At 52.7% G+C, this 23,599-nt stretch carries 19 protein-coding genes; 9 read left to right on the top strand and 10 right to left on the bottom strand.

Going from position 1 to position 23,599, the window contains the following annotated elements; translation table 11 throughout:
* Positions 1-4: 4 nt before the first annotated feature.
* Positions 5-349 carry a small metal-binding protein SmbP gene (gene smbP, locus METMA_RS0111700; protein WP_020159275.1) on the bottom strand — a complete coding sequence of 115 codons (345 nt, stop codon included), beginning with the start codon at positions 347-349 and terminating at the stop codon, positions 5-7.
* Positions 350-623: 274 nt separating this feature from the next.
* Between smbP and ggt the strand changes: the two genes are divergently transcribed.
* Genes ggt through METMA_RS0111715 form a run of 3 tightly spaced genes read left to right on the top strand, consistent with a single transcriptional unit; the run spans position 624 to position 3,836 of the window.
* A complete protein-coding gene (ggt, locus tag METMA_RS0111705) occupies positions 624-2,300 on the top strand; it encodes a gamma-glutamyltransferase (protein WP_020159276.1) in 1,677 nt (558 codons plus the stop codon).
* A gap of 5 nt (positions 2,301-2,305) precedes the next feature.
* The gene (locus METMA_RS0111710; RefSeq protein ID WP_020159277.1) at positions 2,306-2,998 is read left to right on the top strand and encodes a 4'-phosphopantetheinyl transferase family protein; all 693 of its coding nucleotides are present in this window, start codon (positions 2,306-2,308) and stop codon (positions 2,996-2,998) included.
* Position 2,999: 1 nt separating this feature from the next.
* Positions 3,000-3,836 carry an alpha/beta fold hydrolase gene (locus tag METMA_RS0111715; RefSeq protein ID WP_020159278.1) on the top strand — a complete coding sequence of 279 codons (837 nt, stop codon included), beginning with the start codon at positions 3,000-3,002 and terminating at the stop codon, positions 3,834-3,836.
* Here the strand turns inward: METMA_RS0111715 and METMA_RS0111720 are convergent.
* The 9 genes from METMA_RS0111720 to METMA_RS24490 form a co-directional block, all read right to left on the bottom strand.
* Entirely contained in the window at positions 3,814-4,371 is a 558-nt protein-coding gene (locus tag METMA_RS0111720) for a Sua5/YciO/YrdC/YwlC family protein (RefSeq protein WP_020159279.1), read from the bottom strand. The genes METMA_RS0111715 and METMA_RS0111720 overlap by 23 nt on opposite strands.
* 64 nt (positions 4,372-4,435) lie before the next feature.
* Positions 4,436-6,757 carry a type I DNA topoisomerase gene (gene topA / locus METMA_RS0111725; protein WP_020159280.1) on the bottom strand — a complete coding sequence of 774 codons (2,322 nt, stop codon included), beginning with the start codon at positions 6,755-6,757 and terminating at the stop codon, positions 4,436-4,438.
* A 26-nt stretch (positions 6,758-6,783) separates the two neighbouring features.
* Complete coding sequence (locus METMA_RS0111730) at positions 6,784-7,251, bottom strand: DUF494 family protein (RefSeq protein WP_020159281.1); 468 nt, start codon at positions 7,249-7,251, stop codon at positions 6,784-6,786.
* Between the two features lie 13 nt (positions 7,252-7,264).
* The gene (gene dprA / locus METMA_RS0111735) at positions 7,265-8,317 is read right to left on the bottom strand and encodes a DNA-processing protein DprA (protein WP_020159282.1); all 1,053 of its coding nucleotides are present in this window, start codon (positions 8,315-8,317) and stop codon (positions 7,265-7,267) included.
* A 50-nt stretch (positions 8,318-8,367) separates the two neighbouring features.
* Positions 8,368-9,480, bottom strand: coding sequence for a LysM peptidoglycan-binding domain-containing protein (locus METMA_RS0111740; protein ID WP_027147262.1), 1,113 nt, complete (start codon positions 9,478-9,480; stop codon positions 8,368-8,370).
* A gap of 715 nt (positions 9,481-10,195) precedes the next feature.
* On the bottom strand, positions 10,196-11,167 hold the full coding sequence (locus METMA_RS0111750) for a terpene synthase family protein (RefSeq protein WP_020159285.1): 972 nt from the start codon (positions 11,165-11,167) through the stop codon (positions 10,196-10,198).
* 77 nt (positions 11,168-11,244) lie between these two features.
* A complete protein-coding gene (locus METMA_RS24485) occupies positions 11,245-14,100 on the bottom strand; it encodes a bifunctional diguanylate cyclase/phosphodiesterase (RefSeq protein ID WP_051114344.1) in 2,856 nt (951 codons plus the stop codon).
* A gap of 28 nt (positions 14,101-14,128) precedes the next feature.
* Positions 14,129-15,355 carry a hypothetical protein gene (locus METMA_RS0111760; protein WP_020159287.1) on the bottom strand — a complete coding sequence of 409 codons (1,227 nt, stop codon included), beginning with the start codon at positions 15,353-15,355 and terminating at the stop codon, positions 14,129-14,131.
* 10 nt (positions 15,356-15,365) lie between these two features.
* Complete coding sequence (locus METMA_RS24490) at positions 15,366-15,851, bottom strand: hypothetical protein (RefSeq protein WP_020159288.1); 486 nt, start codon at positions 15,849-15,851, stop codon at positions 15,366-15,368.
* A gap of 838 nt (positions 15,852-16,689) precedes the next feature.
* On the opposite strand from METMA_RS24490, the gene def reads away from it, so the two are divergent.
* Genes def through METMA_RS0111795 form a run of 6 tightly spaced genes read left to right on the top strand, consistent with a single transcriptional unit; the run spans position 16,690 to position 23,488 of the window.
* On the top strand, positions 16,690-17,196 hold the full coding sequence (gene def / locus METMA_RS0111770; RefSeq protein WP_020159289.1) for a peptide deformylase: 507 nt from the start codon (positions 16,690-16,692) through the stop codon (positions 17,194-17,196).
* A gap of 2 nt (positions 17,197-17,198) precedes the next feature.
* Positions 17,199-18,125, top strand: coding sequence for a methionyl-tRNA formyltransferase (gene fmt / locus METMA_RS0111775; RefSeq protein ID WP_020159290.1), 927 nt, complete (start codon positions 17,199-17,201; stop codon positions 18,123-18,125).
* 6 nt (positions 18,126-18,131) lie between these two features.
* On the top strand, positions 18,132-19,418 hold the full coding sequence (gene rsmB, locus METMA_RS0111780; protein WP_027147264.1) for a 16S rRNA (cytosine(967)-C(5))-methyltransferase RsmB: 1,287 nt from the start codon (positions 18,132-18,134) through the stop codon (positions 19,416-19,418).
* Positions 19,396-19,980: a DUF4390 domain-containing protein gene (locus METMA_RS0111785; RefSeq protein ID WP_027147265.1), complete on the top strand. Its 585-nt coding sequence runs from the start codon at positions 19,396-19,398 to the stop codon at positions 19,978-19,980. Before rsmB ends, METMA_RS0111785 begins: the two co-directional genes overlap by 23 nt.
* Positions 19,962-22,103: a sensor histidine kinase gene (locus METMA_RS0111790; protein WP_020159293.1), complete on the top strand. Its 2,142-nt coding sequence runs from the start codon at positions 19,962-19,964 to the stop codon at positions 22,101-22,103. The genes METMA_RS0111785 and METMA_RS0111790 overlap by 19 nt, the downstream gene beginning before the upstream one ends.
* Before the next feature lie 23 nt (positions 22,104-22,126).
* Positions 22,127-23,488, top strand: a complete 1,362-nt coding sequence (locus METMA_RS0111795; RefSeq protein WP_020159294.1) for a sigma-54-dependent transcriptional regulator — start codon at positions 22,127-22,129, stop codon at positions 23,486-23,488.
* Positions 23,489-23,599 lie beyond the last annotated feature (111 nt).

The raw sequence follows: 23,599 nt of genomic DNA on the forward strand, positions 1-23,599 counted from the left end.
TTTCTTATTGGCCAATGGATTGACGCATATGCACCATCGCTTCTTCGGCATGTTTGGTACCTACATCGGCATGACCTTTCTTGGCATGCTCTATGGATTCTTTTAAATGTTTAACCGCTTCGGTCATATGTTTATGGGCTTCGGCGTGTTCTTTTTCCGCGGCTTCAGCGTGCTTCAAACCTTCTTCGGCATGCTTGAGCAGCTGGTCCGGATGACCATCCTGTCCATGCGCGGTTGCCATTGCGGAATGTTCCAGCGCTTGCGCTGTATGATGTTCCGTCGCATTGGATTGAGCGCTCAGGCAAAGAGCAAAAGCGCCAACTAAAACAGTAGTATATTTCAATTTCATAACAGCAGATCCTTGTATGTTTATGTTTAGAATTATTACTGCCTCATTTTGATTAAAAAATTAAGGCACCTTAATGTATAACACACATGGTAGTTACGGCACAATATGAGCAAACGCGCATTCAGTCGATGCAATGAAGACAGACCGTCCAGTCGTCGGGTTTCGAAGGGCCATGGACTAAGCTGATTTATTACTGTGACCTGGGGATGCCCTGTGGTTTAATCAAAAAAATAAGTCATTTCATTCATCAATTACAATTCGATCAGGGGAAAAGATGTTAAAAAACAGTTGTGCAACGTTGGTTTTAATGGCGGTTTTTTGGGGAACGCAGGTTTATGCCGACGGCAAGGCCGCCATTGCCAGTGCACACCCTTTGGCAACCGAGGCCGGTTTTGAAATTCTTAACCAGGGGGGCAATGTGTTCGATGCGGCAGTCGCGGTCAGTGCCGCGCTGGCCGTGGTCGAGCCGTCCGGTTCGGGGTTGGGGGGCGGCGGTTTCTGGTTGTTGCACAGAGCCGATGACGGCTTTGAGACAATGATAGACGGGCGCGAAAAAGCGCCGCTGGCGGCCCATCGCGACATGTTTCTCGATAACAGCGGCAAAGTGATATCGCGATTATCGGTCGACGGCGCACTGGCGGCCGCCATACCCGGCATGCCGGCGGCGCTGGCGCATCTGTCGGAAAAATACGGGCGCCTGCCGCTGGCGCAAAGCCTGGCACCGGCAATTCGCTACGCGCGCGATGGCTTTGCCATCGGCGAGAGACACCGCAAGTTGCTCAAATTCAGAATCGAGGTAATGAAAAAAGACCCGGAAGCGGCCCGGTTGTTTCTCGATAACGGCGCTGTGCCGGCCTATAAATCGATGTTGCGCCAGCCTGATCTGGCTAATACTTTGAGCCGTCTGGCCGAAGACGGCCGGGAGGGGTTCTACGACGGTGAGGTAGCCGAAAAACTGGTAGGCAGCGTCAGAAAGGCCGGCGGTATCTGGACATTGCAGGATCTGGCCGATTATCAAGTGGTCGAGCGGGAGCCGGTCAGAGGCTGGTATCGCGGAATAAAAATCACCGGCGCGGCGCCGCCTTCAGCGGGCGGGATCGGGTTGATCGAGGCCTTGAACATTCTGTCCGGCTATGATTTGAAGCAGGTGGAAAGCGTCACGCGCAAGCATTTGATAGCCGAGGCCATGCGCCGGGCTTATCATGACCGGGCCCTGTATCTGGGTGATGCGGATTTTGTCGACATGCCCATCCGGCGCTTACTGAACGAAGATTACGCGGCCGGATTAAGAAGCAGCCTGCGCCCCGATAAGGCACTGCCGAGCGCGATGCTGTCCGGGCATATGGCGGAGGCGCCTGATGGCCCGCATACCACACATTTTTCCATCATCGATGCCGAAGGCAACCGCGTCGCGGCCACGCTCAGCGTTAATTTCCCGTTCGGCGCCGGAATGGTTGCGGCCGGCACCGGCGTGGTGCTGAATGATGAAATGGACGATTTCGTCAGTCTGCCGGGCGCCATGAACGTGTATGGGCTGGTCGGCGGCCTGGCTAATGCCATCGCGCCGGGCAAACGCATGCTGTCCAGCATGACGCCGGTGTTCCTGGAGGACGGGCGGCGCATCGCCGTGCTCGGCACGCCGGGCGGCAGCCGCATTATCTCGATGGTGTTGCTGGGCGCGTTGGATTTTGCCGACGGCAATGGCCCGGATTCGTGGGTTCGCGTGCCGCGCTTTCATCACCAGTTTATTCCCGACGTGATTCAATACGAAAAAGAGGCCATGACCGCCGATGAGATCAAGAGCCTGTCGGAGCGTGGCCATCAGTTGGAGGAAGCGCGTTATCGCTACGGCAATATGCAGGCCGTGATGCAGGATAAAACCACGCATACGCTGACGGCGGCCAGCGATCCGCGCGGTGAGGGGCGTGCCAGTGTTTTCAGTTTGAGATAGCCGGCATGTCGAATACGGACACTGTCGATATTTGGCAGGGACTTATTTCCACGGATGAGCGGTACTATCAGTGCTATCTCCCTTTATTGGATGAGGCCGAGCAGGCGCATGCCGATAGTATAAAAAACCCTGCCATACATCGACGCTATGTCGAAGTGCATGGGCGCACAAGGCTGTTGCTGGCGGATTATCTGCGTGAAAATCCGGCAACTGTCCGGATCGGCAAGGGCGAGCACGGCAAGCCTTATCTGATCGATTATCCGCAACTGGCATTCAATCTGTCCCATTCAGGTCCGTATCTGGTCATGGCTCTGGGCTGGAATTGTCAATTGGGCATCGATATCGAAATCTGTAAAGACAGGCCCAGTTTGACCGATCTGGTTCACAAATGCCTGGCCGATGAAGAAGCGGCTTATTGGCATGCATTGCCCGAAGCCATGAAGACACGCGAATTTTACCGTTTCTGGACCCGCAAGGAAGCGTTTGTCAAGGCGACAGGGCGGGGACTGGGGCTGGGCTTGAGTAGGTGCGTCATTAATCCCGTGCATCCGGTAGCGTTTTTAAGCCTGCCTGAGGAATATGGCCCCGTTTCGGCATGGCGTGTGCGTGATATTGACCTGGGACAGGATCGCTGCGCCGCCCTGGTGGCAAACAATAAAGACCTGACCCATATCAGAATCAGAGATCTGGCCGTATAACATGCGCCGTATTGTCTGGCTGTCTATGCTCTTGTTAAGCGCTTGTGCGACGCCCTCCGAGCGTTTTGCCGGTGCGGCACGCGGCCTGGGGTTTGATGAGCTGACGATCAGAACCGAACGGTTCGCGCATCGCATCTATAGCCATGCCGGTGTCGGTGAAGGTGCGGCAGATAAAACCTTGCATGTTTATCTGGACGGCGACGGCACTCCCTGGCTTCAAAAGCGCTGGATCGCGGAGGACCCGACAGCGCGCAATCCGATGATTCTGAAACTGATGGCGCAGGATAGCGCGCCCTCCATCCTGTTGGGCCGGCCCTGTTATCACGGTTTTAGCCAGACGGATGCCTGCTCCAATAAATTCTGGACCTCGCACCGCTATGCAAGACCGGTCGTTGCAAGCATGGCGGCGGCCTTGAATCGCTGGCTTGAAACCTCCGGTTTTACCGAAGTCGTACTGATCGGCTACAGCGGCGGCGGCACGCTGGCTGTGCTGATTGCGCCTTATGTTGAGAAGGTCAAGGCCGTCGTGACGGTGGCGGCCAATCTCGATATCAAGGCCTGGAGCGAATTCCACGGTTATCTGCCGATCAGCGATTCGTTAAATCCGGCAGTCGAGCCCGCGCTGTCGCCGGACATCCGTCAATTCCATCTGGCCGGTGGCAAGGATGATAATGTGCCGCCGTTTATCAGCGCAACGTTCGTCAAAGCCCGCAATGGCGCGCAAGTCATCGTCTATGACGATTTTAATCATCAGTGCTGTTGGGTTGAGGCGTGGCCTGCAATCCTGAACAAAATTTCAGCTGGCAGCAGGGCGTTTATCGCAGACGGTTTCCGCTGACGGCGTCATAAATAGCCGTTTCCTGTTGCAGGCCGCCTATGGGGCCTTGCAGGATGAAAATGCCGCTGCCTGAAAAAGCCCGCACCAGCTTGCGGGCCTGCCTGATGGCAGGTTTGGTACTGGCATTGGCACTGGTCGAGACAATGGGGCCGCCATGGCAGGCGCACAGCCGGCGGGCAATCGGATGGGCGGTGACCCGGACCGCCAGCGAATCATGCGCTCCGGTCAGCCAGGCGGGCACCCAGGGTTGGATCGGAACTACCCAGGTGACAGGGCCAGGCCAGGTCGGTGCGATGCGATCGAGCATCGCCTGATCCAAGGCCAGATAGGGTTGCAGTTGCGCTAATGAGGAAGCGATAAGGATCAGGCCTTTGTCGACAGGGCGCTGTTTTATGGCGAGCAAGGACAGGACCGCGCTTTCGTTGAGCGGATCGCAGCCCAGGCCGTAAACCGCTTCCGTCGGGTAGGCGATGACCTCTCCGGCTTTGATGTGGCGGACGGCGTTTCTGATTTTAAAGTCGGAGTGATAAGGCATGGGAATTGGCGGCAGGTCGGGTTTTGCCGAGCGTCAACTCAGCCTGGCTCTCGGCGTCTTATCATTATGGTTTGCCTTCCTTAGGCCCCTCGGCATCGGCCGGATCGCCTTCATAAGGCGTTGCATACTTACAGTCTTTTTGCGGACAGACTTTTTCCGCGCCGTGCCGTTTCGTGACTTTGACGGTCAGAATCGGCCAATTGCATTCGGGGCAGCTTTCCGCGATCGGCGCGTTCCATAAGGCGTAATCGCATTTCGGGTATTCCGAGCAGGAATAGAATACCTTGTTGCTTTTGGATTTGCGTTTAAGGATGTTGCCTTTTTTGCATTTAGGGCATTCAACGCCCGTGTCCAAAGGCTTTTCCAACGGTTCGATATGGCGGCATTTGGGATAGCCGCTGCAACCGATGAATTTGCCATAGCGGCCCGATTTGATCACCAGCGGCAGGCCGCATTTAGGGCAGGTACGGCCTTCTATGACTTCAGGCTCGTCAGGTGCCTTGTCGTCATTCAGATTGCGTGTATAAGAACAGGTCGGATAGTTCGTGCAACCGATAAACCGGCCGTTCCGGCCCAGCCGGATCGACAGGGGACTGCCGCATTCGGGGCATTTCTCGTCGATGGCCTCCTGCGTGACGTCTTTGCGCTGGACGCTTTCCTCTTTCTCATGAATGAGCGTGTTGAAGGGATCCCAGAAGGCATGCATCAAAGGAATCCAGTCTTTTTCGCCGCGCGACACGGCATCGAGATCATCCTCCAGCCGGGCCGTAAAGTCATAATCGACGTACTTGGTGAAATGTTCGGTCAGAAACTTGTTGACGATACGGCCGACATCGGTCGGATGGAAGCGTTTGTTTTCCAGCGTGACGTACTCGCGGTTTTGCAGCGTCGAAATGATCGAAGCATAGGTCGACGGCCGGCCGATGCCATGCTCTTCCAGCGCCTTGACCAGGCTGGCCTCGCCATAGCGCGGCGGCGGCTCGGTAAAGTGTTGCGCGGCGATGATATCGTTTAGCGGCACGGGGCGGCCTTCTTCCAGCGGCGGCAGGTAGCTTTCCTGGTCATCGCCTTCGGTTGTGTCGTCCATGCCCTCCAGATAAACGGACATGAAGCCGGGACTGGCGATCGTGGAGCCGGTTGCCCTGAAAATGTGCTGGCCGTCGCCGCAGCTTAAATCGACCGCGACCATGTTGATCGTCGCATGGATCATCTGGCAGGCGATGGTGCGTTTCCAGATCAGGTCGTAGAGTTTGTACTGTTCGGCGCTTAAATAGTTTTTTATCTGATTGGGCAGGTGGCGCGCGGAGGTCGGGCGTATGGCTTCGTGCGCTTCCTGCGCGTTTTTCGATTTGGTCTTGAACTGGCGCGGTTCCTTGGGCACGTTATTGGCACCGTAATTTTCCGCGATCAGCGCGCGAATCTCATCGACCGCTTCCAGCGACAGATTCACCGAGTCGGTACGCATGTAAGTGATCAGGCCGGCCGTTTCGCCGCCGATATCAATGCCTTCATAGAGCTGTTGCGCGACCATCATGGTACGCTTGGTCGTGAATCCCAGTTTGCGGGCCGCTTCCTGTTGCAGCGTCGAGGTGATGAAGGGCGGTGCCGGGTTGCGTTTGCGCTGCTTCTTTTCCAGCTTGGCAACCAGCAATTGTCCGTCCGCCGCACCGAGCAGCGCCTGTTTGACTTGTTCGGCACGCGTTTCGTTATCGATGCTGAACTGGCTCAGCTTTTCGCCGGCAAAATGCGTCAATTTGGCCTTGAAGGCCTGCTCGTGCGCGGTCAGCAGGGCGTCAACGGTCCAATATTCACGCGATTTGAAGGCTTCGATTTCCTGCTCGCGCTCGACGATCATGCGTAAGGCCGGGCTTTGCACGCGGCCCGCCGATAAGCCGCGGCGGATTTTCTTCCACAGCAGCGGCGACAGCTTAAAGCCGACCAGATAATCAAGCGCGCGGCGGGCCTGCTGGGCATTGATCAGGTTGGTGGCCAGCTGCTCGGGATGGGCGATGGCGTCGGTAACGGCCTTTTTAGTGATTTCATGAAAAACGACCCGGTGCACCGGCTTGTCTTTCAGCAGTTTTTTGTCTTTCAGCAGCTCGAGCAAATGCCAGGAGATCGCTTCTCCTTCCCGGTCCGGGTCGGTCGCAAGATATAAGGCATCGGCGGTTTTAAGGGCTTTACTGATGGCCTGGACATGGCGTAGATTGCGCTCGATGACTTCGTATTTCATGGCGAAGTCGTGGCTGGGGTCGACGGCGCCTTCCTTGGGGACGAGGTCCCTTACATGCCCATACGAGGCGAGTACCTGGAAATCTTTACCTAAATATTTTTCGATGGTTTTGGCTTTTGCAGGCGATTCTACAATGACAAGATTTTTACTCATTTAATAATAATGCGAGCGGGTCAGTGTTAATGTAAATAAGTCGGGACGAGATCATAGACGATATCCTCCATTCTGGAGAAGGCCAGTTCTTCATCCGGTTGACTTAACAATATCATCAACACTATCCATTTCAGTTTTTCCAGCGATATTTCTTCATTTTCCAGTGCCATGGCTCGGTCGATGACTATCTCGCGATTAGTCGAATTCAAAATGCCGTTATGTTCCAGAAACATGAGCAGATTGCGGCATTCCAGGTCGAGCTTTTCCTGTTCCTCGCTGCAGAAGATACGGAAAGCGGGTGATGTGGTCGATTGAATGGCGCGCTGGAGACTGAGCGATTCAAGCCAGTCGAACGCTTTGTTAACCTCGACCTGTTCGAAACCCGCTTCCATTAATTCGGTTCTGATGATATCGCTGTCCGGAAGAATTTCGATCTCATCTTCCATATAGTTTTCAAATAAGTACATCAGGACATCAAAAATATTTTCTTTCATAGGTATGTGCTGTTTATTTTATGCGTGTATAGCAACCACCAGCAGTCGCCTCTATATAACCTTGCAGTTCCAAAACCAGTAGCATTGATGAAATGACTTCAACGGAGTGCCCGGTATTTTCAACCAGCATATCGATAGAAGTTGGGCTGAACATGACGAGATTCAATAATGTTTGCTGCTCCAGGTCAAGTGTTGTTTGCATGGGTGCCGGTGTCGAGTGGTCATCTTGTTGATTGTATTGATGTAATTCTTCCAGAATATCCTGCGTGGTTTCGACAAGTTTTGCCCCCTCGCGGATCAGCGCATTGCAGCCCCGGGCCAGCGGATTGTGAATGGAGCCTGGAATGGCAAACACCTCGCGGTTCTGCTCCAGCGCCATTCTGGCCGTGATCAATGAACCGCTTTGTCTGGCCGCTTCCACGACCAACAGTCCCTGGCATAACCCGCTGATGATGCGGTTACGCCGGGGAAAATGGTCGGCCTTGGCCAAAGTGCCCGGCGGGAACTCTGAAACCATGGCGCCGGTTTTGACGATTTCGGTTGCTAAATCCTTATGCCTGGCCGGATAGACGCGATCCAGCCCGGTGCCTGCTACAGCAATAGTAAAACCATATGCATCAAGTGCGCCGCGGTGACTGGCGGCGTCGATGCCCAAAGCCAGGCCGCTGGTAATGATAAAGCCGTGCCGGCTCAGCGTTCTGGCAAAGCCTCTGGCTGTTTCCAGCCCTGAAACGGAGGGATTGCGGCTGCCGACCATGGCGATCTGCGGCAGTGATAAAAGCTCGGGGTTGCCACGCACAAACAGGATAGGCGGCGGATCGGCGATTTCCTTTAAGGAAGCGGGGTAGCGTGCGTCATCCAGGGTAATGGCATGGCTATCGGCTTGTTCCAGCCATGCCAGGTCGTAGTCGATAGCCGTCCAGTCCGGATTTCTTATGGACTCGATAATGGCGTTTTTTAACCCTAAAGCCGCAAGTGTCGATGAGGATTCCGCAAACAGCTGCTCGGGCTTATGCGTTTTGAGCAGCTTTAGAAATGTTCTGCAGCCAACGCCTGGCGTGCGCAAAAGCGCAAGCCAGTATTTGATAGCATTGTCAGTTTGGCAAGTAGGCGTATTCAGGGGGTTTGGACTTTATCTAGAACATGAATGTTACGTGTGGCCCTCATGACCAGCGCATAACTGATGCGCTCAAAAGGACGGAAAACCATGAGTGTGCCGGCAATCTCATCGGGCAGTTTAACGGCGTCGTTTTGGATGGCGCTGAACGGATCCAGAGTAATTCTGCCTTTTTGATAGATATCCAGTTCGTGACCGGGCAGAAGACCGTCAGCCGTCCCCTTGTCAATCACCACAACGTTATAGCGTCCAATTTGAGACACACCGTCGAGCACGCTGATAATGCTGCCTTTTATACTGTCTTCGGGCGGCCGGGGAAAATAGGTTAAGGTAAGTTCCTCTTCTGGATTGGACATCAGCCGGTCACCCATGCGAATCTCGCTGGCCACTTTATTGATTAATAGCGTAGCAGGATCGCCTTCTTGCTGCAAGGTGGCATCGGCGATGTATTTCGCTTCATAACCTAAAAGCTCGCCTGTTTCGGGGCTTATATAAACATCTCCTTTTCTGTAAACGGTATATGACAGCGTTTCAGGCTCCGGGATCGCGCGAACATAAAGCCTGTCGCCGGTGCCCGCCAGTAAATGCTCGCCGGCGAAATCAACGACGTAAGGCGCCTCAACCAGTTCTTTTTCGCTGACCACCCGTGGAGAGGTTAAAAATGGGGCTATGACATCCATCGGTAATAATTTGATCGCCTGTTCCTGATCGGTTTCGCGAATGCAGGGCGCCAGTTTTCCATTGCCGGAAACCGCAAAGTCCCGGCGTCCGTTTTTAATCGCCTGTTCTTGCAATACGCACGGTGATTGTTGTTGCGTACCGAAATCACTTGGTCTGGACAGGCTGAGCTGTGGTCTGCCGTTGACCATGGAAAAATAAACCGTGTCACCAGGATAAATCAAATGCGGATTCTGGATCTGGGAGTTGTAACTCCACAGCTCGGGCCATTGCCAGGGATGCGCCAAAAATTTACCGGATATATCCCATAACGTATCCCCCTTGACCACCGTGTATTGGTCAGGGTGAGACGGGTTTATTTTTATCTCGTCGGCCCATGCGCTCAGGCTGATGGAGAGAGTGACTATACATCCAAAAAGTGTTCGAAAAGCCATATTGATTCCTGAAAGGTCTTTTAAGTCGGTCTGAATCCAAAGTTTAGATGAATTCATATAGAAATCTAGGCAAAACCTAAGCTGTTGATTTTTTTAAGACGCCTGATTCCGCTTTCAATGTGTTTATTGAGCCTCGAAAGTGTGCCGAGCGGCCAGTTTTAGGGATAGGGGCTTTGTAATGATGATTAAGGGACTGTGCGATTGCGGAGGGCATCATCAGGCCGCCTTATCATTTCCAGGGTAGGTTACGGGTATGTATCAGGACGCGTCACAGGCCCGACTAGTAGTCAGTCAATTTAATTAAGGCGGGTAAATTGTAGGTACGAATTTATTCGCACTATTCACACTCTATGAATACTCTGCAAATTTTACTCGTCAGATCAAGACTGACTAAGCACTAGTGCCATCATGCAGTTTCCGTTAAAGCCCTAATGCCGGGCGGCATGGTTCATGCAATTATCGCCTTCGACGGGGAGCAAAGGCATTTCTGAACAGGTATTAAGGAACGTGAATTTTATAACGCTCGTAGCTGACGGGGCTTTTCGCCCCCTCTTCAGCGTTGCCTACAGGGATGTAGGCAAGGGGCGTGAGCACGACTGCATGAGCCCCATGGATGGGGTGAATGCAGAGAAATGACGGGATCATTTCCTGTTCATGCAGTCGTTGAACAGGAACAGAAATCCTGCCTCACGCGGGTCCTGTTTCATTCCCGTTCCTAAGTTAACAAGGGTTCGGTTTCCTTGGCCGGCAGATAGCGGCCGGACTCAAAGGACCAGTCCAGGTTGCCGCGCATCCAGGCGCGCATGACGGCTATGAATCTTTTTACGTCGCGGTCGAGATCGGCACCGAAACTGGGCAGGGATTTTTCCAAGGCGATAAATTGGCGTACTTCGTTTTCAATCAGCCTGGACACTTGATCAATGGCCTCTTGAAGATCAATGGCCTGATGGTGATGGAAAATCAAGGCCAGATTGTGCATGTCTTGGTGATTGAATTCCTTTTGCAGTGAAATAATATCATTGGACCAGCAGACCACATTATTGGTCATCACCGCAAGCTCCATGATGCGGGGGTGCTTTCGGACCGCCAGGGGCAGGGTGATGCCTTCTGTCAGATCGATTAAATCGATATCCGTATAAAGCCCGCCCGTATAGGGACGCATCAATATATAAGTCGAGGCATCGGGCCAGAGACTTTGAGACCTGTTTCGGGCTTCCCAGACGGTGGATTCGAAATACTCAGCCGCACTCTGAACAAAGCGTGTCCGCCATGACAATGGCATTATTGCACTGATGCGCGCATGGATATCATGTAATGCATAAACCAGCGCCGCTTCCTCGCTGCCGGGATTGCGGCCGGAAAGTATTTCCAGGCATCTGGCATGCAAGGCCGCGAGTTGTTCCGGATTCTTGCCCAGGCCCCATTCATCGCATTGATCATCGATGATAAATAGCCAGGTATTCCAATCCGAAATGATTTCAAGCCGATCCTGTGGCGCATTCGGATAGGCGCGCGCGGCCAACCATCCGAATTTGGACGCCCGCAGACGTTTAAATGCCTTGTCGTTGGTCACCAGATCAAATTGCCGCACCCAGTCGAGAGTATGTCTGTGTATCGATTCTGCATGGGGACTGATGGCAGAAGGAAAAGGACAATAAATACTGGGAATAGTGAAATTTTGCATCATAAAATATCCATAGTTATGGTGATTCTTAAAGGTTGGTCAGTAAACAGCCGCGGTTGCGGATCGCTGATGCTGTGTGCTTAACCATGGGTACAGTCAGGTAGCGCTTTTACCAAGGAGGCGCTGCAGTCCTTGCGGGGATGGCTGATATAGAACCCTTGGATCAGGTCCACCCCCATATCCCTGAGTAGTGCGAGTGTCTCGCCATCTTCAACCCCTTCGCCGACAATCTTCTTGCCATAGGCATGGATCATCGACGTAATCGCCCGGACAAAGTCTCGGTCCCCTTTGTCGGTGACAATATCCTTTATCAGCGATCGGTCAATCTTTACATAATCCACCGGCAGGTGCTTCAGGTAATACAGTGAGCTGAAACCCGAGCCAAAATCGTCAACCGCGAACCGAAACCCTAGAGAGGTTACTGCATCGGTAATTTGCCGGGCTTTTTCCATATCGGTGATCACAGCGGTTTCGGTGATTTCGAAAATCAGCCGGTCAGGCGCCAAGTGTTGGTGGTTAACTGCCTGGGCCAGCATCTCCGTCCAGCCCGAATGGTTTAACGCGGCGGTCGAAAGGTTGATGGACAGGCGTTTTTTTGAATCGCTTAAGAGTATTTTCAGGGTGGCCCGGACTACATAACAGTCTATGTCATAATTGAATCCGGCTCGTTCAGCGGACGGAAGGAACTCGTCCGGCAAGGCAATTCTTCCATCCGCCATTTTCAACCGAAGCAACGCTTCGTGGTGCACGGTTTTTCCCGTTGCAGCCTCTACCACCGGCTGGTAATAAAAAAACAAGTGTTCATTTGCCATGGCCTGGATGAGAACATCCTTCCAATAGACATTTTGCGTGAGCATTTGCAATTGTTTCTGATCATCCGCAAAAATGCGGGCACAGGAACGCCCCGCTCTTTTGGCTTCAAACATGGCCAAATCGGCATTGGCGATGACTTCCTGAATATTTGTGCCGTGTTGGGGTAATAAGGCAATGCCGATACTGGCGCCTATCCTGTAGCGCTTGTCGCCGAAAACAAATGGCGTGCTCGTGAGGCGTTTGTTCAGATGTATGGCAAAAGTTTCGGCGCCGTAACTATCCGTTTGCGGCATCAACATGGCAAATTCGTCGCCTCCCAGTCGGGCGATGATGTCCGAGCTGCGCGCTCTGGTCCGCAATTCATCGGCGACCATGCAGAGCAATGCGTCGCCGGCGGCATGGCCGCTGGTATCATTGACTTCCTTGAAGTGGTCCAGATCGAAAACCAAAAGCGCCGCTGTGTCTCCGGTACGCACGGTTTCCTCATAAGCGCGCGTCAAATCCTCGATAAATCGATGCCGGTTGGCTAGGGAAGTCAGCGGGTCATGATTGGCCAGCCAGCGCATACGGGTCTCCGCCTGCACCCGTTCGCTGACATCCAGGCCGACGGAAAGAACCACGGTGCCGTCGATATATTCTTGATGTAGAAGGGTATGCACCCAGACGATGCGGCGTCTTTTCCTGTCCTTGCAGACCAGTTCGTGCTCATGTTCCATCCTTCGCAGACCATTGTTGCAGAGCGCTTCCAGTTTCTTGAGCACTTCCTGCTTTGCATCATCATCGGCAATTAAATCGACAAAGGGCCGGCCATACAGTTGCTGGGGAGTGTACCCGGTAAGCATGGCGGCGAAGTGATTTCCGTCCCGGATAATGCCGTGCCGTGTCTGGGTCACGACCAGAACTTGTGCTGAAGCCAGAAGGCCCTGGATAAAGTCGCGTTCTTTGGCGAGCTCACTGTTTTTTGCGGCTAAAGCGAGGCTGTTTTCCTCAAGCTGATGAGACAGGGTAATGGCGCTGTCATATAAAAAATCGATTTCATCGCGGAATCGTGCTTTTCTTCGATGGCTGGAAAAACGGTTCCGAGCCTGATCATAGGCACCCTGCGCGAGAAGCGGCAGGGTCTGGGTCAGTTTGCCCAGACGCCACAGGGGCACTCTTATCAGATAAAGCAGAATCAATTCCGCGGCCAGGATGCTGGCTATCGCGATCAACATGTCATCATGAAGCGCCGTTCTAATATCATTCAGACGTTGGCTCACATCAGAAATCAGAACCACGAAGCCGGATTGGTCGGGTATGATTTCATTCAATAGCACCCGATTTACGTCATAGTGCGCGTTATTCCATGTGACTAATCGTCCGTGATCCAATTCCGAGGGATTGGGATAGAGCGTGGAAAGATGTTGCAGCAGGGCGGTGAGTCTGGTGGCATCGGTCAGTGCCGCCATCTTTACGTCCCACTGAGGCAACTCGGATCCGACATTGGCATTGGCCGGGACCGCCAAGGCGATATCCGTGCCGGTAATCAAATGGAAGTCGATAACGAAATCCGCAATCGATTGCCCGAGCGCGACAACGCCGACATTTTCGCCTGAAGACAGAATTGGCACGAATGCATAGATCAGGCATGTGGGCTGGCAGTATAGCAGCGATAACGGCCTTTCTTCTTTTCTGACTGTCTTGATCGCGCGCCGGACATATTCATCAGGCAGCTTTTCGGCTCCCGACTGGACCCAGCTGCCTACAAGATTCGCATCGATGGTATAGAGTTCAATCTGCCGTAAATCCAGCTCATATCTGAGACTGGCATAGTCAGCGACTGCCGCGGCAATATGTTTGGGGTTGCGTCGGTAAAGCGCGTCTCCCAGATTGGCGACCGAGGCCAATGCCCCTCCAAGGCGGATGAGCCGGTCAGAGTTCCCGGTGAATAACCCCCGGATATGATGGCGCAGAGAAGTCACTTCGGCCTGGCGTTGGGCCCGGAATTGGGAGACCAGGGAGTAATAATTCAGAGCGTAAAACGCCGTGCTCAGACTTAACAGAAGAATGCTTAACCATAGAAAGCTCTTCCACTGAAGGCCGATAAACCGTCGATTGCTTGACTCAGGTTCTGTTCCGCGCATGGCTGTAGATTGGCCGGTTTTCCTTATATTAAAAGCGGTAGGAAATCATCATGGTTAACATATCCCAGCGTTCCGGACCGTTTTTCTGCATTAAGCCGGGATTATCGACCGGCGATAGCAACGCGGTGCCCCAAACCGAATGATATTCCGCGGCCATGAGCCAGTTGCGCTGAAATTCCCAGCGAAGGCCGGCGGTTAGATCGCGGGCATAGAAGTTGTGCTTGGGCAGGCCGGTTATTGCCGCATTGTACCGGCCGCTCCTGTCATTGACATCGGCTGTAAAGCTGTCGAAACGCAGCAGAGCCGACCAGTCGGATTTAAACCGGTACTGGGCCTGAACATAAAAGTTTTCCGAGGTATTCTCCAACACTGCTCCGTTTGGTGTAAAGCCACTGCGTTTGCTGGTGATGCGGCCATATTCTCCGGTGAAGCTCCACGACTCCAGGTTCAGCTGCGCCGAAGCGAGCGGGTAAAAGGTTTGGATGTTTCCGGATGACACGCCGGGCGTGGTGGATTTGAAGTCGCGGTCAAGATCCACGGCGCTGAACATCAGACGGAAGCGTCCTTCCTGCCATTCATAGCCCATGCGTCCCACGAGCAAGGGGCGGCCTTCAAATTCTCCGCGCACATTCGGGATGCCGGCCAGGAACTCAGCCGCTCCGCCGGTATTATCCAGGGGCTCGGAAACCAGGAACTCAGTCGTCAACGCATGGTCTCCGGCGGCATAGCGGCCATAGAGAATTCCGCCGTCCGAAGCAATCATGGCCTGGCGCAACGCCAATGAGTCCAGATAAACCGATTGGGGCAAGAGCACTACAGGTCGGGTCCAGACGACGTCCCGAGCTTCATTATATAAGCCGAATGGATTTTTGACGCGGCCTGCTCGAATGCCCAGGGTTGCCCGTTCGCCTAGCGGAATATGGTAGTCCAGGTTGGCAAAATCCAGACGAAAGTCTTCTCGGTCCGAGCCGCCGGTATTTCGATAAAGCCCTTGAGCCGCCAGCAGGAGGTTGGGCTGAATATGTCCCGAGAAGTTGACGCCGATTTCGGTAAAGTCGAGACTTCCGTCGCCTCGGCTATTGCCAAAGAAGTTATAGTCGGAAGTCAAGGTATAGCCTTGGCTCACAAAACCATGCGCCTGCCAGTCACCGACGCCAAGTTCCAGTGCGGACGCGTGTTGCGGGAATCCAAATAGCAGGGTTATAACACCGATTACGATTTCGCGGCAACGTAAGGCTGTGCTTTGAATAGACAAGTATAGTCTCCTATTTTTCGATATAACCGATAGCACCGGGCGTCTCCTTGATAAGTGTTTTCATTTGTTCGAGAGATTCCACCACCGAAGGGGGCGTTCCGGTTCCCGAGTAGATCATCCGGTCCCAAGCGGAGCGTAATTGATACGGGTAAACGCCTAATACCTCCTTGGAAAAACGGATGTGCATGGGATGTTGGTCAGGCAGTACAAAGGCTCTGAGAGGGGAACCATCGCGCCATCGAGTTTGACGCCCGAAAAATATTTCCCGTAGCTCATCACGGGTGAGTTGGGTATCTTGATGGGTCATGCTGTAAGGGACGATAGCTGGATTCGCGGCATAGGCCGAGCCCGACCATGGCATGAGCACCGCTGCGAAGGTAAACCATGCTGCCAGATATGTCAGCGCACGATAACAGCTCTGTGGCCGATGCTTGAAAATTGAGAATAGCCGGATATTTAGCATTTTATAAATAGTTAAGACTGGCTCGAATTCCATTTTGGCGGATGGATTTCACAGTGGCTGGCAAAGTTGATCATTCGATGTCCCGATTGATTGGATGGAGGGTGTCGATTCCAGCGATATGTGCAGAGCGAATCCAGGCCGGCGCCATGTAAGCGATAGGGATCTGGCGCAGGTGCGGGTTTCGATGTCGGCTGGACTTGGGATGCATGCGGACTGATTAAGCCTCATGGGAAACAGCAGCTTTTGATCAGGGATGATTTTTGGCAGTATTTGCCAGGCAAGCGGTCTTGCCGGAGGTAAATATTGAGTGGCCATGACGGGGTTTTTATCTCCACTTCATGCCTTTGCAGGCTGTGTCTTAGCATTTAGCGTAAGCTCTTATAATTATTATCCAGTGTAAGCAATTTACACTGTTTCTTGTAATTCTAGCTCAGCTTGATGCTTTATTGAAATATAGTTTGATGTGCGCTGTAAATGAACCGACGGCCGGACGCTGTGTGCTTGTTTGTCTATAAGGTCATTAATAGATTAAGGCCGTCAGTTATTTTCAAATTGAACTTGATAAGCCTTTATTTCCTCTAAGAAGAATTTTCGGCTATCAGTCAATAAGATAGCTTATTCCGGAAGTGATCTTGTAGGGCTGTTGTCAGGCGCAATCAAGCGCGTGTAAAGTGGCCGGTTTCTGCTTCATATAGCTGATGCTGTTCCGACCTTACAAATCTTCTAAACTGCAACAGGGTATGCAGCCCCATGGGGAGCCAAGAGGAATCTATAAGGTTCGTCGGTAATCAATGGATAAAAAAGGGCGTTTTGATTCTATGTAAAATCATATAGAATTCCAGCGTTAAATTATTATAGTGTGGAGAGTTTGTTGAGTATTTTAACTATCCTCGAGTTTCCGGATGAGCGGCTACGCAAGAAAGCCGTCGCTGTCAAAACGGTCGACGATCAGATCAAAAAAATAGTCGATGATATGCTTGAGACGATGTATGAGTCACATGGCGTGGGTCTGGCCGCTACCCAGGTGAACGTGCATCAGCGGATTGTCGTTATTGATGTCAGTGAAGAAAAGAATCAGCCGCTATTTCTCATTAATCCAGAAATTATTGAAAAAGATGGTGTAGAGGAGTCCGAAGAAGGCTGCCTTTCCGTGCCCGGCTTTTTTGAAAAAGTAAAACGGGCCGAGCATATCCGGGTAAGAGCCTTGAACCGGGACGGTCAGCAGTTTGAGTTTGAAGCCAGGGATTTGCTGGCCGTATGCGTACAGCATGAACTGGATCACTTGGATGGCAAACTGTTTGTCGATTATATTTCGCCGCTAAAGCGGCAGCGCATCAAGAAAAAGCTTGAGAAAATACATAAAATGGAACTTAGCTGATCATGAAGATTATTTTTGCCGGTACGCCCGAGTTTGCCGTGCCAACCCTGCAGATGCTGTTGGACTCGGAGCATGAGGTTTGCGCCGTTTATACGCAGCCCGACCGTCCCGCCGGCAGAGGACGCAAATTGCACCCGAGCCCTGTCAAGGAACTGGCCCTAAAAGCCGGTGTTCCGGTTTTTCAGCCGAATACACTGAAGACTGACGAGGATTTGCGCCAAATTGCCTCATTTAACGCCGATCTTATGGTTGTTGTCGCCTATGGCGTGATTTTAACGCAAGCTGTGCTCGACGTGCCGCACCTGGGGTGCATCAATGTGCATGGTTCATTGCTGCCGCGCTGGCGCGGGGCGGCGCCTATTCAGCGTGCCATTATGGCGGGTGATGAAAAGACCGGCGTGACGATCATGCGGATGGTGCGAAAACTCGATGCCGGCGATATGCTGCATAAGGAAGAATGCCTGATCGGTCCTGACGATACAGCCAGCGATTTGCATGACAAGCTGGCGCAGCTGGGCGCAGTTGGCCTAGCTAAAGTGCTGGAGCAGATAAAGAGCGGAACCGTGCGCGCGGAAAAGCAGGATGAAGCCCTGGTGACGTATGCCGAAAAACTGGAAAAAAGCGAGGCGGTCCTGGACTGGACGCAACCGGCCGAGCACTTGGCCAGGAAAGTCCGAGGCTTGAATGCCTGGCCGGTCGCGCAGACCCTTTACCGGGGTGAAGTGTTGCGTATCTGGCGGGCCGAAGCCATCAATGCCGATACCGCCGGCGCAGAGCCTGGCCGCGTGCGTTGCATCAATAAGACGCTGGATGTCGTTACCGGCAAAGGCGTGCTGCGGTTGCATGAAGTGCAGTTGCCGGGCGGGAAGCGCATGGACGTTCAGGCTTTCCTGAATGCCCATGATGTCGATGCATTGAAGTTAGGTTGATCGCCAGTGAATTCTAGATTGGTCGCCGCCCGGGTGCTGTCCCGGGTATTGCAGAACGGGCAGTCCTTAACGGCGGCGCTGGATAATGTCGTACCCGCCGTTGACGCCGTTAAGGATAGGGCGTTCGTGCAGGCGCTCTGTTACGGCGTATGCCGTTACTATCATCGGCTGGATTTTATCTTGAGCCAGCTGCTCGATAAGCCGCTGAAGGATGTTGAGGTCAAGTCACTGATTTTGATCGGCTTGTATCAGCTGCAGTTCATGCGGGTCAAACCTCATGCCGCCGTATCCGAAACCGTTGCCGCCGCGCGAAAAAAACCATGGGCTAAGTCATTGGTCAATGCGGTGCTCAGGAATTATCAGCGGGAGCAGGAGCGCATCGAGCAGCAAGCCGATCAGGAACCTTCGGCGGCTGTCAGCCACCCTCGCTGGCTTATTGACCAGATCCGGCAGGATTGGCCTCAGCAGTCCGCGCAATTATTTCTCGAAAACAACCGTCAGCCGCCGATGGTCTTGCGCGTCAATCAGGCGAGAGCCAGCCGCGAACAGTACCTGCGTCAATTGGCCGAGCACGATATCGGCGCGACACCGGTGGCATTCTGCGCATCGGCCATTATGCTCGATAAGCCGGTTTCGGTCGACATGTTGCCCGGTTTCGACCAGGGATTGGTTTCGGTGCAGGACACTGCCGCGCAATTAGCGGCTCAATTGCTCGATGTCAGAGCGGGGCAGCGGGTGCTTGATGTGTGCGCGGCACCGGGCGGCAAAGCCGCGCATATTCTTGAAAGCCAGCCTCAGCTGAACGAGTTGGTGGCTGTTGATATCGACGCAGCGCGTATGCAGCGGGTCAATGAAAACCTACAGCGGCTGAAACTGGAAGCCAGATTGCTGGTGGGGGATGCGGCAGCTCCCGAAACCTGGTGGGACGGCATGCCGTTTGATCGGATTTTGCTGGATGCTCCGTGTTCGGCCTTGGGCGTTATCCGTCGCCATCCTGATATTAAGCTGTTGCGCAGGGACGAGGATATTGCACAGCTACAGGCACTGCAAAAAAATATTTTAAGCGTGGTTTGGCCGCTTTTAGCAACCGGCGGGATATTGCTCTATGCCACTTGTTCTGTCTTAAAACGGGAAAATGAGCTGCAGATCCAAGCTTTTCTAGCCGAGCACAGCGATGCGGCACAGGTGCCCATAGATGCGGGGTGGGGTTCTCCCAGGGAATTCGGACGGCAGATTTTTACCGGGGAATCTGCAATGGACGGTTTTTATTATGCCCGAATCGTTAAGCAATAAATCCCGCTTGTGGCTTGCCTGCCTGTTGTGTTTGTTGACATGGCTATGGCCGTTCGTTGCTGATGCCGATGAATTTGCGGTAAGCGTCAAAAAGGCAGAGATGGTTTTGCGGGACGAGCGCTATTTTTTGTCAGCGGATATCGACTACCAGCTCAGCGATAGAGCCAGGGAAGCATTGCAAAATGGCATTCCTTTATTCTGGACGGTGCAGGTGCAAGTGCTGCGCCACCGCGATTATCTCTGGAATAAAAAACTGCTTGAGAAAGAGATCCGTTATCGCATTCAGTACCATGCTTTATTGAATATGTATCGGGTCAGGAACGAAAGCAGCAAGACAGTCTATAATTTTTCCACATTGTCCACGGCCCTGGATATGATGTCGGCAATACGCAATGTGCCGATCATGGATAAAGCGGATCTTGCTCAGGATGCCCATTATATCGGGGGCGTGAAAGTCATCTTCGATCGCGACGCGCTGCCTTTGCCGTTACGGCCGATCGCCTATATTAATCCTCAATGGTATTTGTCCAGTGACTGGTATTTATGGTCCCTGAAAGAATAAAACCCCCTGTCAGTCTGTCTGTTCTAGTCCTGTTCGGCCTCATTCTGCTGTCACTGCAACTGATGAGCTCGGCAACCCAGGAATCATCGCAATTGAGCGAAATGTATTCCTGGCTGCTTTTGGTCAATGCCCTGGGATCAGTGGTGTTGCTGGGGCTGGTCGGAGCCAATATTTATTCGTTGACCCGGCAGTTAAAAAAACGCGAAGCGGGCTCAAGGCTGACCACCCGCATGGTATCGCTGTTTGTGGTGTTGTCCTTGGTGCCTGCGGCCATCGTGTTTTATTTTTCCATGCAGTTTCTGCATCAGGGCATAGACAGCTGGTTTAATGTCGAAATCGACAAGGCCATGGAGGATTCGCTGGAGCTTAGCCAGGCTTCGCTGGACCAGCGTATGCGATGGCATTTAAGGCAAACGCAGCAATTGACCGACAGATTGAAAGATGCCTCGGAAAGTCTGGCTACACTGGAAATAGAGAATCTGCGCGAGCTTTCGGAAGCATCCGAAATGACGCTGTTTTCTCGCCAAGGCAGGATTATTGCTTCGAGCAGCATTAACCCCGGCGATATTTTGCCGAGCCTGCCGGATGAGCATGTTTGGCTGCGGCTGAGGCAGCATACGGAATATGTCGCCTTGGCGCCGGTGCATGAGGATCAGTTAATGATCCGTGTTATTGTCACTGTTCAGGCGGAAGATCCGCAATATCTGCAGGCCTTGTATCCTGTGCCGGTCAGAATCGCCGATCTGGCCGATTCGGTGGAATTTGCCTTTGTGCGTTATCAGGAAATGCACTTTCTAAGGGATTCATTAAAATTAAGCTTCTCTCTGGCATTGTCGCTGGTTTTGCTGATGAGTTTGCTGGCGGCTATCTGGGTGGCCTTTATCAGCATCCGTAATATTATCGCGCCGGTAAAAGAACTTGTTAAAGGCACGCAGGCTGTGGCGTCGGGTCACTACGACCAGCAATTGCCGGTTATCGTGCAGGATGATCTGGGGTTTCTGGTGGAGTCGTTCAATGAGATGACCCTTCGCATTGCCAGGGCCAGGGATGAAACCAGGCTGGCCAGTCTCGAAGTTGAAAATCAGCGGGCTTATCTGGAAACGATTCTGGCAAATTTGACGGCGGGCGTCATCAGTTTTGATGCGCGGTATAAAATCCGTACGGTCAATCAGGCCGCTTACAGAATCTTTCATATTCCTGTCAGTTATTTTATCGGGCAGACCTTATCGGATATCGCGCACGGCTATGCCGAACTGGCCGAGCCTTTAAAAGTGATTCAGCGCTTTCTGGAGCAGGCGGATGACATCTGGCAGCACCGGATTGCCTTTTTAGGTCAGAATGGCCGGCGGGAGCTATTATGCCGGGGCACGCCTCTTTTTTCCCAGGAAGGCCGGCGGGTGGGAGCGGTTGTGGTTTTCGATGATGTAACCGATTTGATACAGGCGCAGAAGAATGCGGCGTGGGGCGAGGTGGCCCGGCGCTTGGCGCATGAAATCAAGAATCCGTTGACGCCGATACAGTTGTCGGCAGAACGGTTGCAGCATAAACTGGCCGACAAATTAGCCGCCGCTGACGCGGATATGCTGCAGCGTTCCACGCGAACCATCGTGCAGCAGGTTGAAGCGATGAAGGAAATGGTGGATGATTTCTCGGAGTATGCCAAGCCTTCCAAGAAGCAGACGGCGGTTATTGATTTATCCGGTTTAGTACAGGAGGTGCTGGCGCTTTACGCGGTTCAGTCGGGCGTCAAGTTTAACGTCGATTATGACCAGGGCTCACTGATGACTAAGGGCGACCCGGTCAATATCAGACAGGTCTTGCATAATCTGATAAAAAATGCCCTGGAAGCGATCGATGCAAAAGGCCAGGTTGACATAAGCCTGCACCGGTTGCGGAAGAACAATAGCGATTTTATTGAAATTGCGCTCTATGATGATGGACCCGGCATCAAGGATGATCAGATTGAGAAGATTTTTGAACCCTATGTGACAACTAAAGCCAAAGGAACAGGCCTGGGGTTGGCCATTGTCAAAAAAATAATTGAAGAACATGGCGGCGCCATATGGGTCGACGCCAGTCGCAAAGTCGGGGCGGGTTTTATAATCCAGTTGCCCGCTAATTAAAAATATTAGACTGTCTCAACAATATGAATACAAATATATCTCGTATATTAGTCGTGGATGACGAGCCGGATATTCGCCGGCTGGTATGCGAAATTCTCGAAGATGAAGGTTATCAGGTCGCCATGGCCGAAAACGCCAGCGAAGCCCGGGAGCTAAAAAAGATTAACGATCCGAATCTGATTCTGCTTGATATCTGGATGCCGGACAGTGATGGCATTACGCTGCTGAAAGAATGGGTTGTCGAGGACGAGGCGCTTTGCCCCGTGGTCATGATGTCCGGGCACGGTTCGGTGGAGGCGGCGGTCGAGGCAACACGCCTGGGCGCTTATGATTTTCTGGAAAAACCGTTGTCTTTGGCAAAGCTTTTACTGATTGTCGAAAGAGCCCTGGAAGCCAGCAACCTGCAAAAAGAAAATGCCGGGCTCAAGCAGCAGTTGATCACTGATATCGAGCCAGTCGGCAAGAGCGCTGCCGTGGCCAGGACCAAGGATCAACTAAAGCGCTTGGCGCAGCATGAGGCGCGCGTGCTGTTTGTCGGTGAGGCGGGCGTCGGCAAGGAAATGTATGCGCGCTATTTGCACAATAACAGTGCCCATCGGCATGGGCCTTTTATTGATGTGGCGGTGGGTAGCATATCACCGGAAAATTCGGCAGTGGAGTTTTTTGGCAAGGAAGATACTGGTAAAATTTATCCGGGGCTATTGGAACGGGCCCATAACGGGACGCTGTTTTTGGGCGAAATCGGTGGTATGGATAAGGAAACGCAACTCAGACTGCTCAGCGCCCTGGAGTCCAGTTCGTTTTTACGGGTAGGCGGCAGTCAGGCGGTTCGCGTCGATGTCAGAGTGGTTGCCTCTACCCGGATTGCGCTGGATGAAGAGGTTAAGGCGGGGCGTTTTCGACAGGATTTATATTATCTGCTCAATGAAGTCACGCTCGAGATTCCGCCGCTCCGCGAACACAGCGAGGATGTGCCGGCATTGTTGAGCTTCTATGTCGATTATTTTGTTAATCAGGACAAACTGCCGTTTCGGCGGTTTTCCATCGCCGCGCAGAATTTCCTGCGCAATTACAGCTGGCGCGGCAATATCCGGGAACTGAAAAATCTGGTACAGCGGCTTATGATTCTGGGAGTCGGGGAAGACATAGAACTGGAGGAGGTCAAACTGGCACTGGGCTCTGTGGTCAGCGATGTCTATACCTCTTCATCAGTTCCTGAATTTTTTAACCTGCCTTTGAAAGAAGCCAGGGATCATTTTGAAAAGGCCTATTTGGAATATCATTTCGAAAAAAATGGCGGCAGTGTGGCAAAGTTAGCCGCTGCCGTGGGCATGGAGCGCACGCATCTGTATCGAAAATTGCATTCGTTAAATATTAAACTATGAGTAACCTCAACGATTTGTTATCATATGTGGTTAATACGCTTGGAATAGTAAATAAACTTGAAAAGTTTATTGGCGTTTAGTAGAATTCTCGCTCTTTTATTGGGCCTTTAA

Origin of the sequence: Methylobacter marinus A45 (assembly GCF_000383855.1) — a bacterium.
GTDB lineage: Bacteria > Pseudomonadota > Gammaproteobacteria > Methylococcales > Methylomonadaceae > Methylobacter > Methylobacter marinus.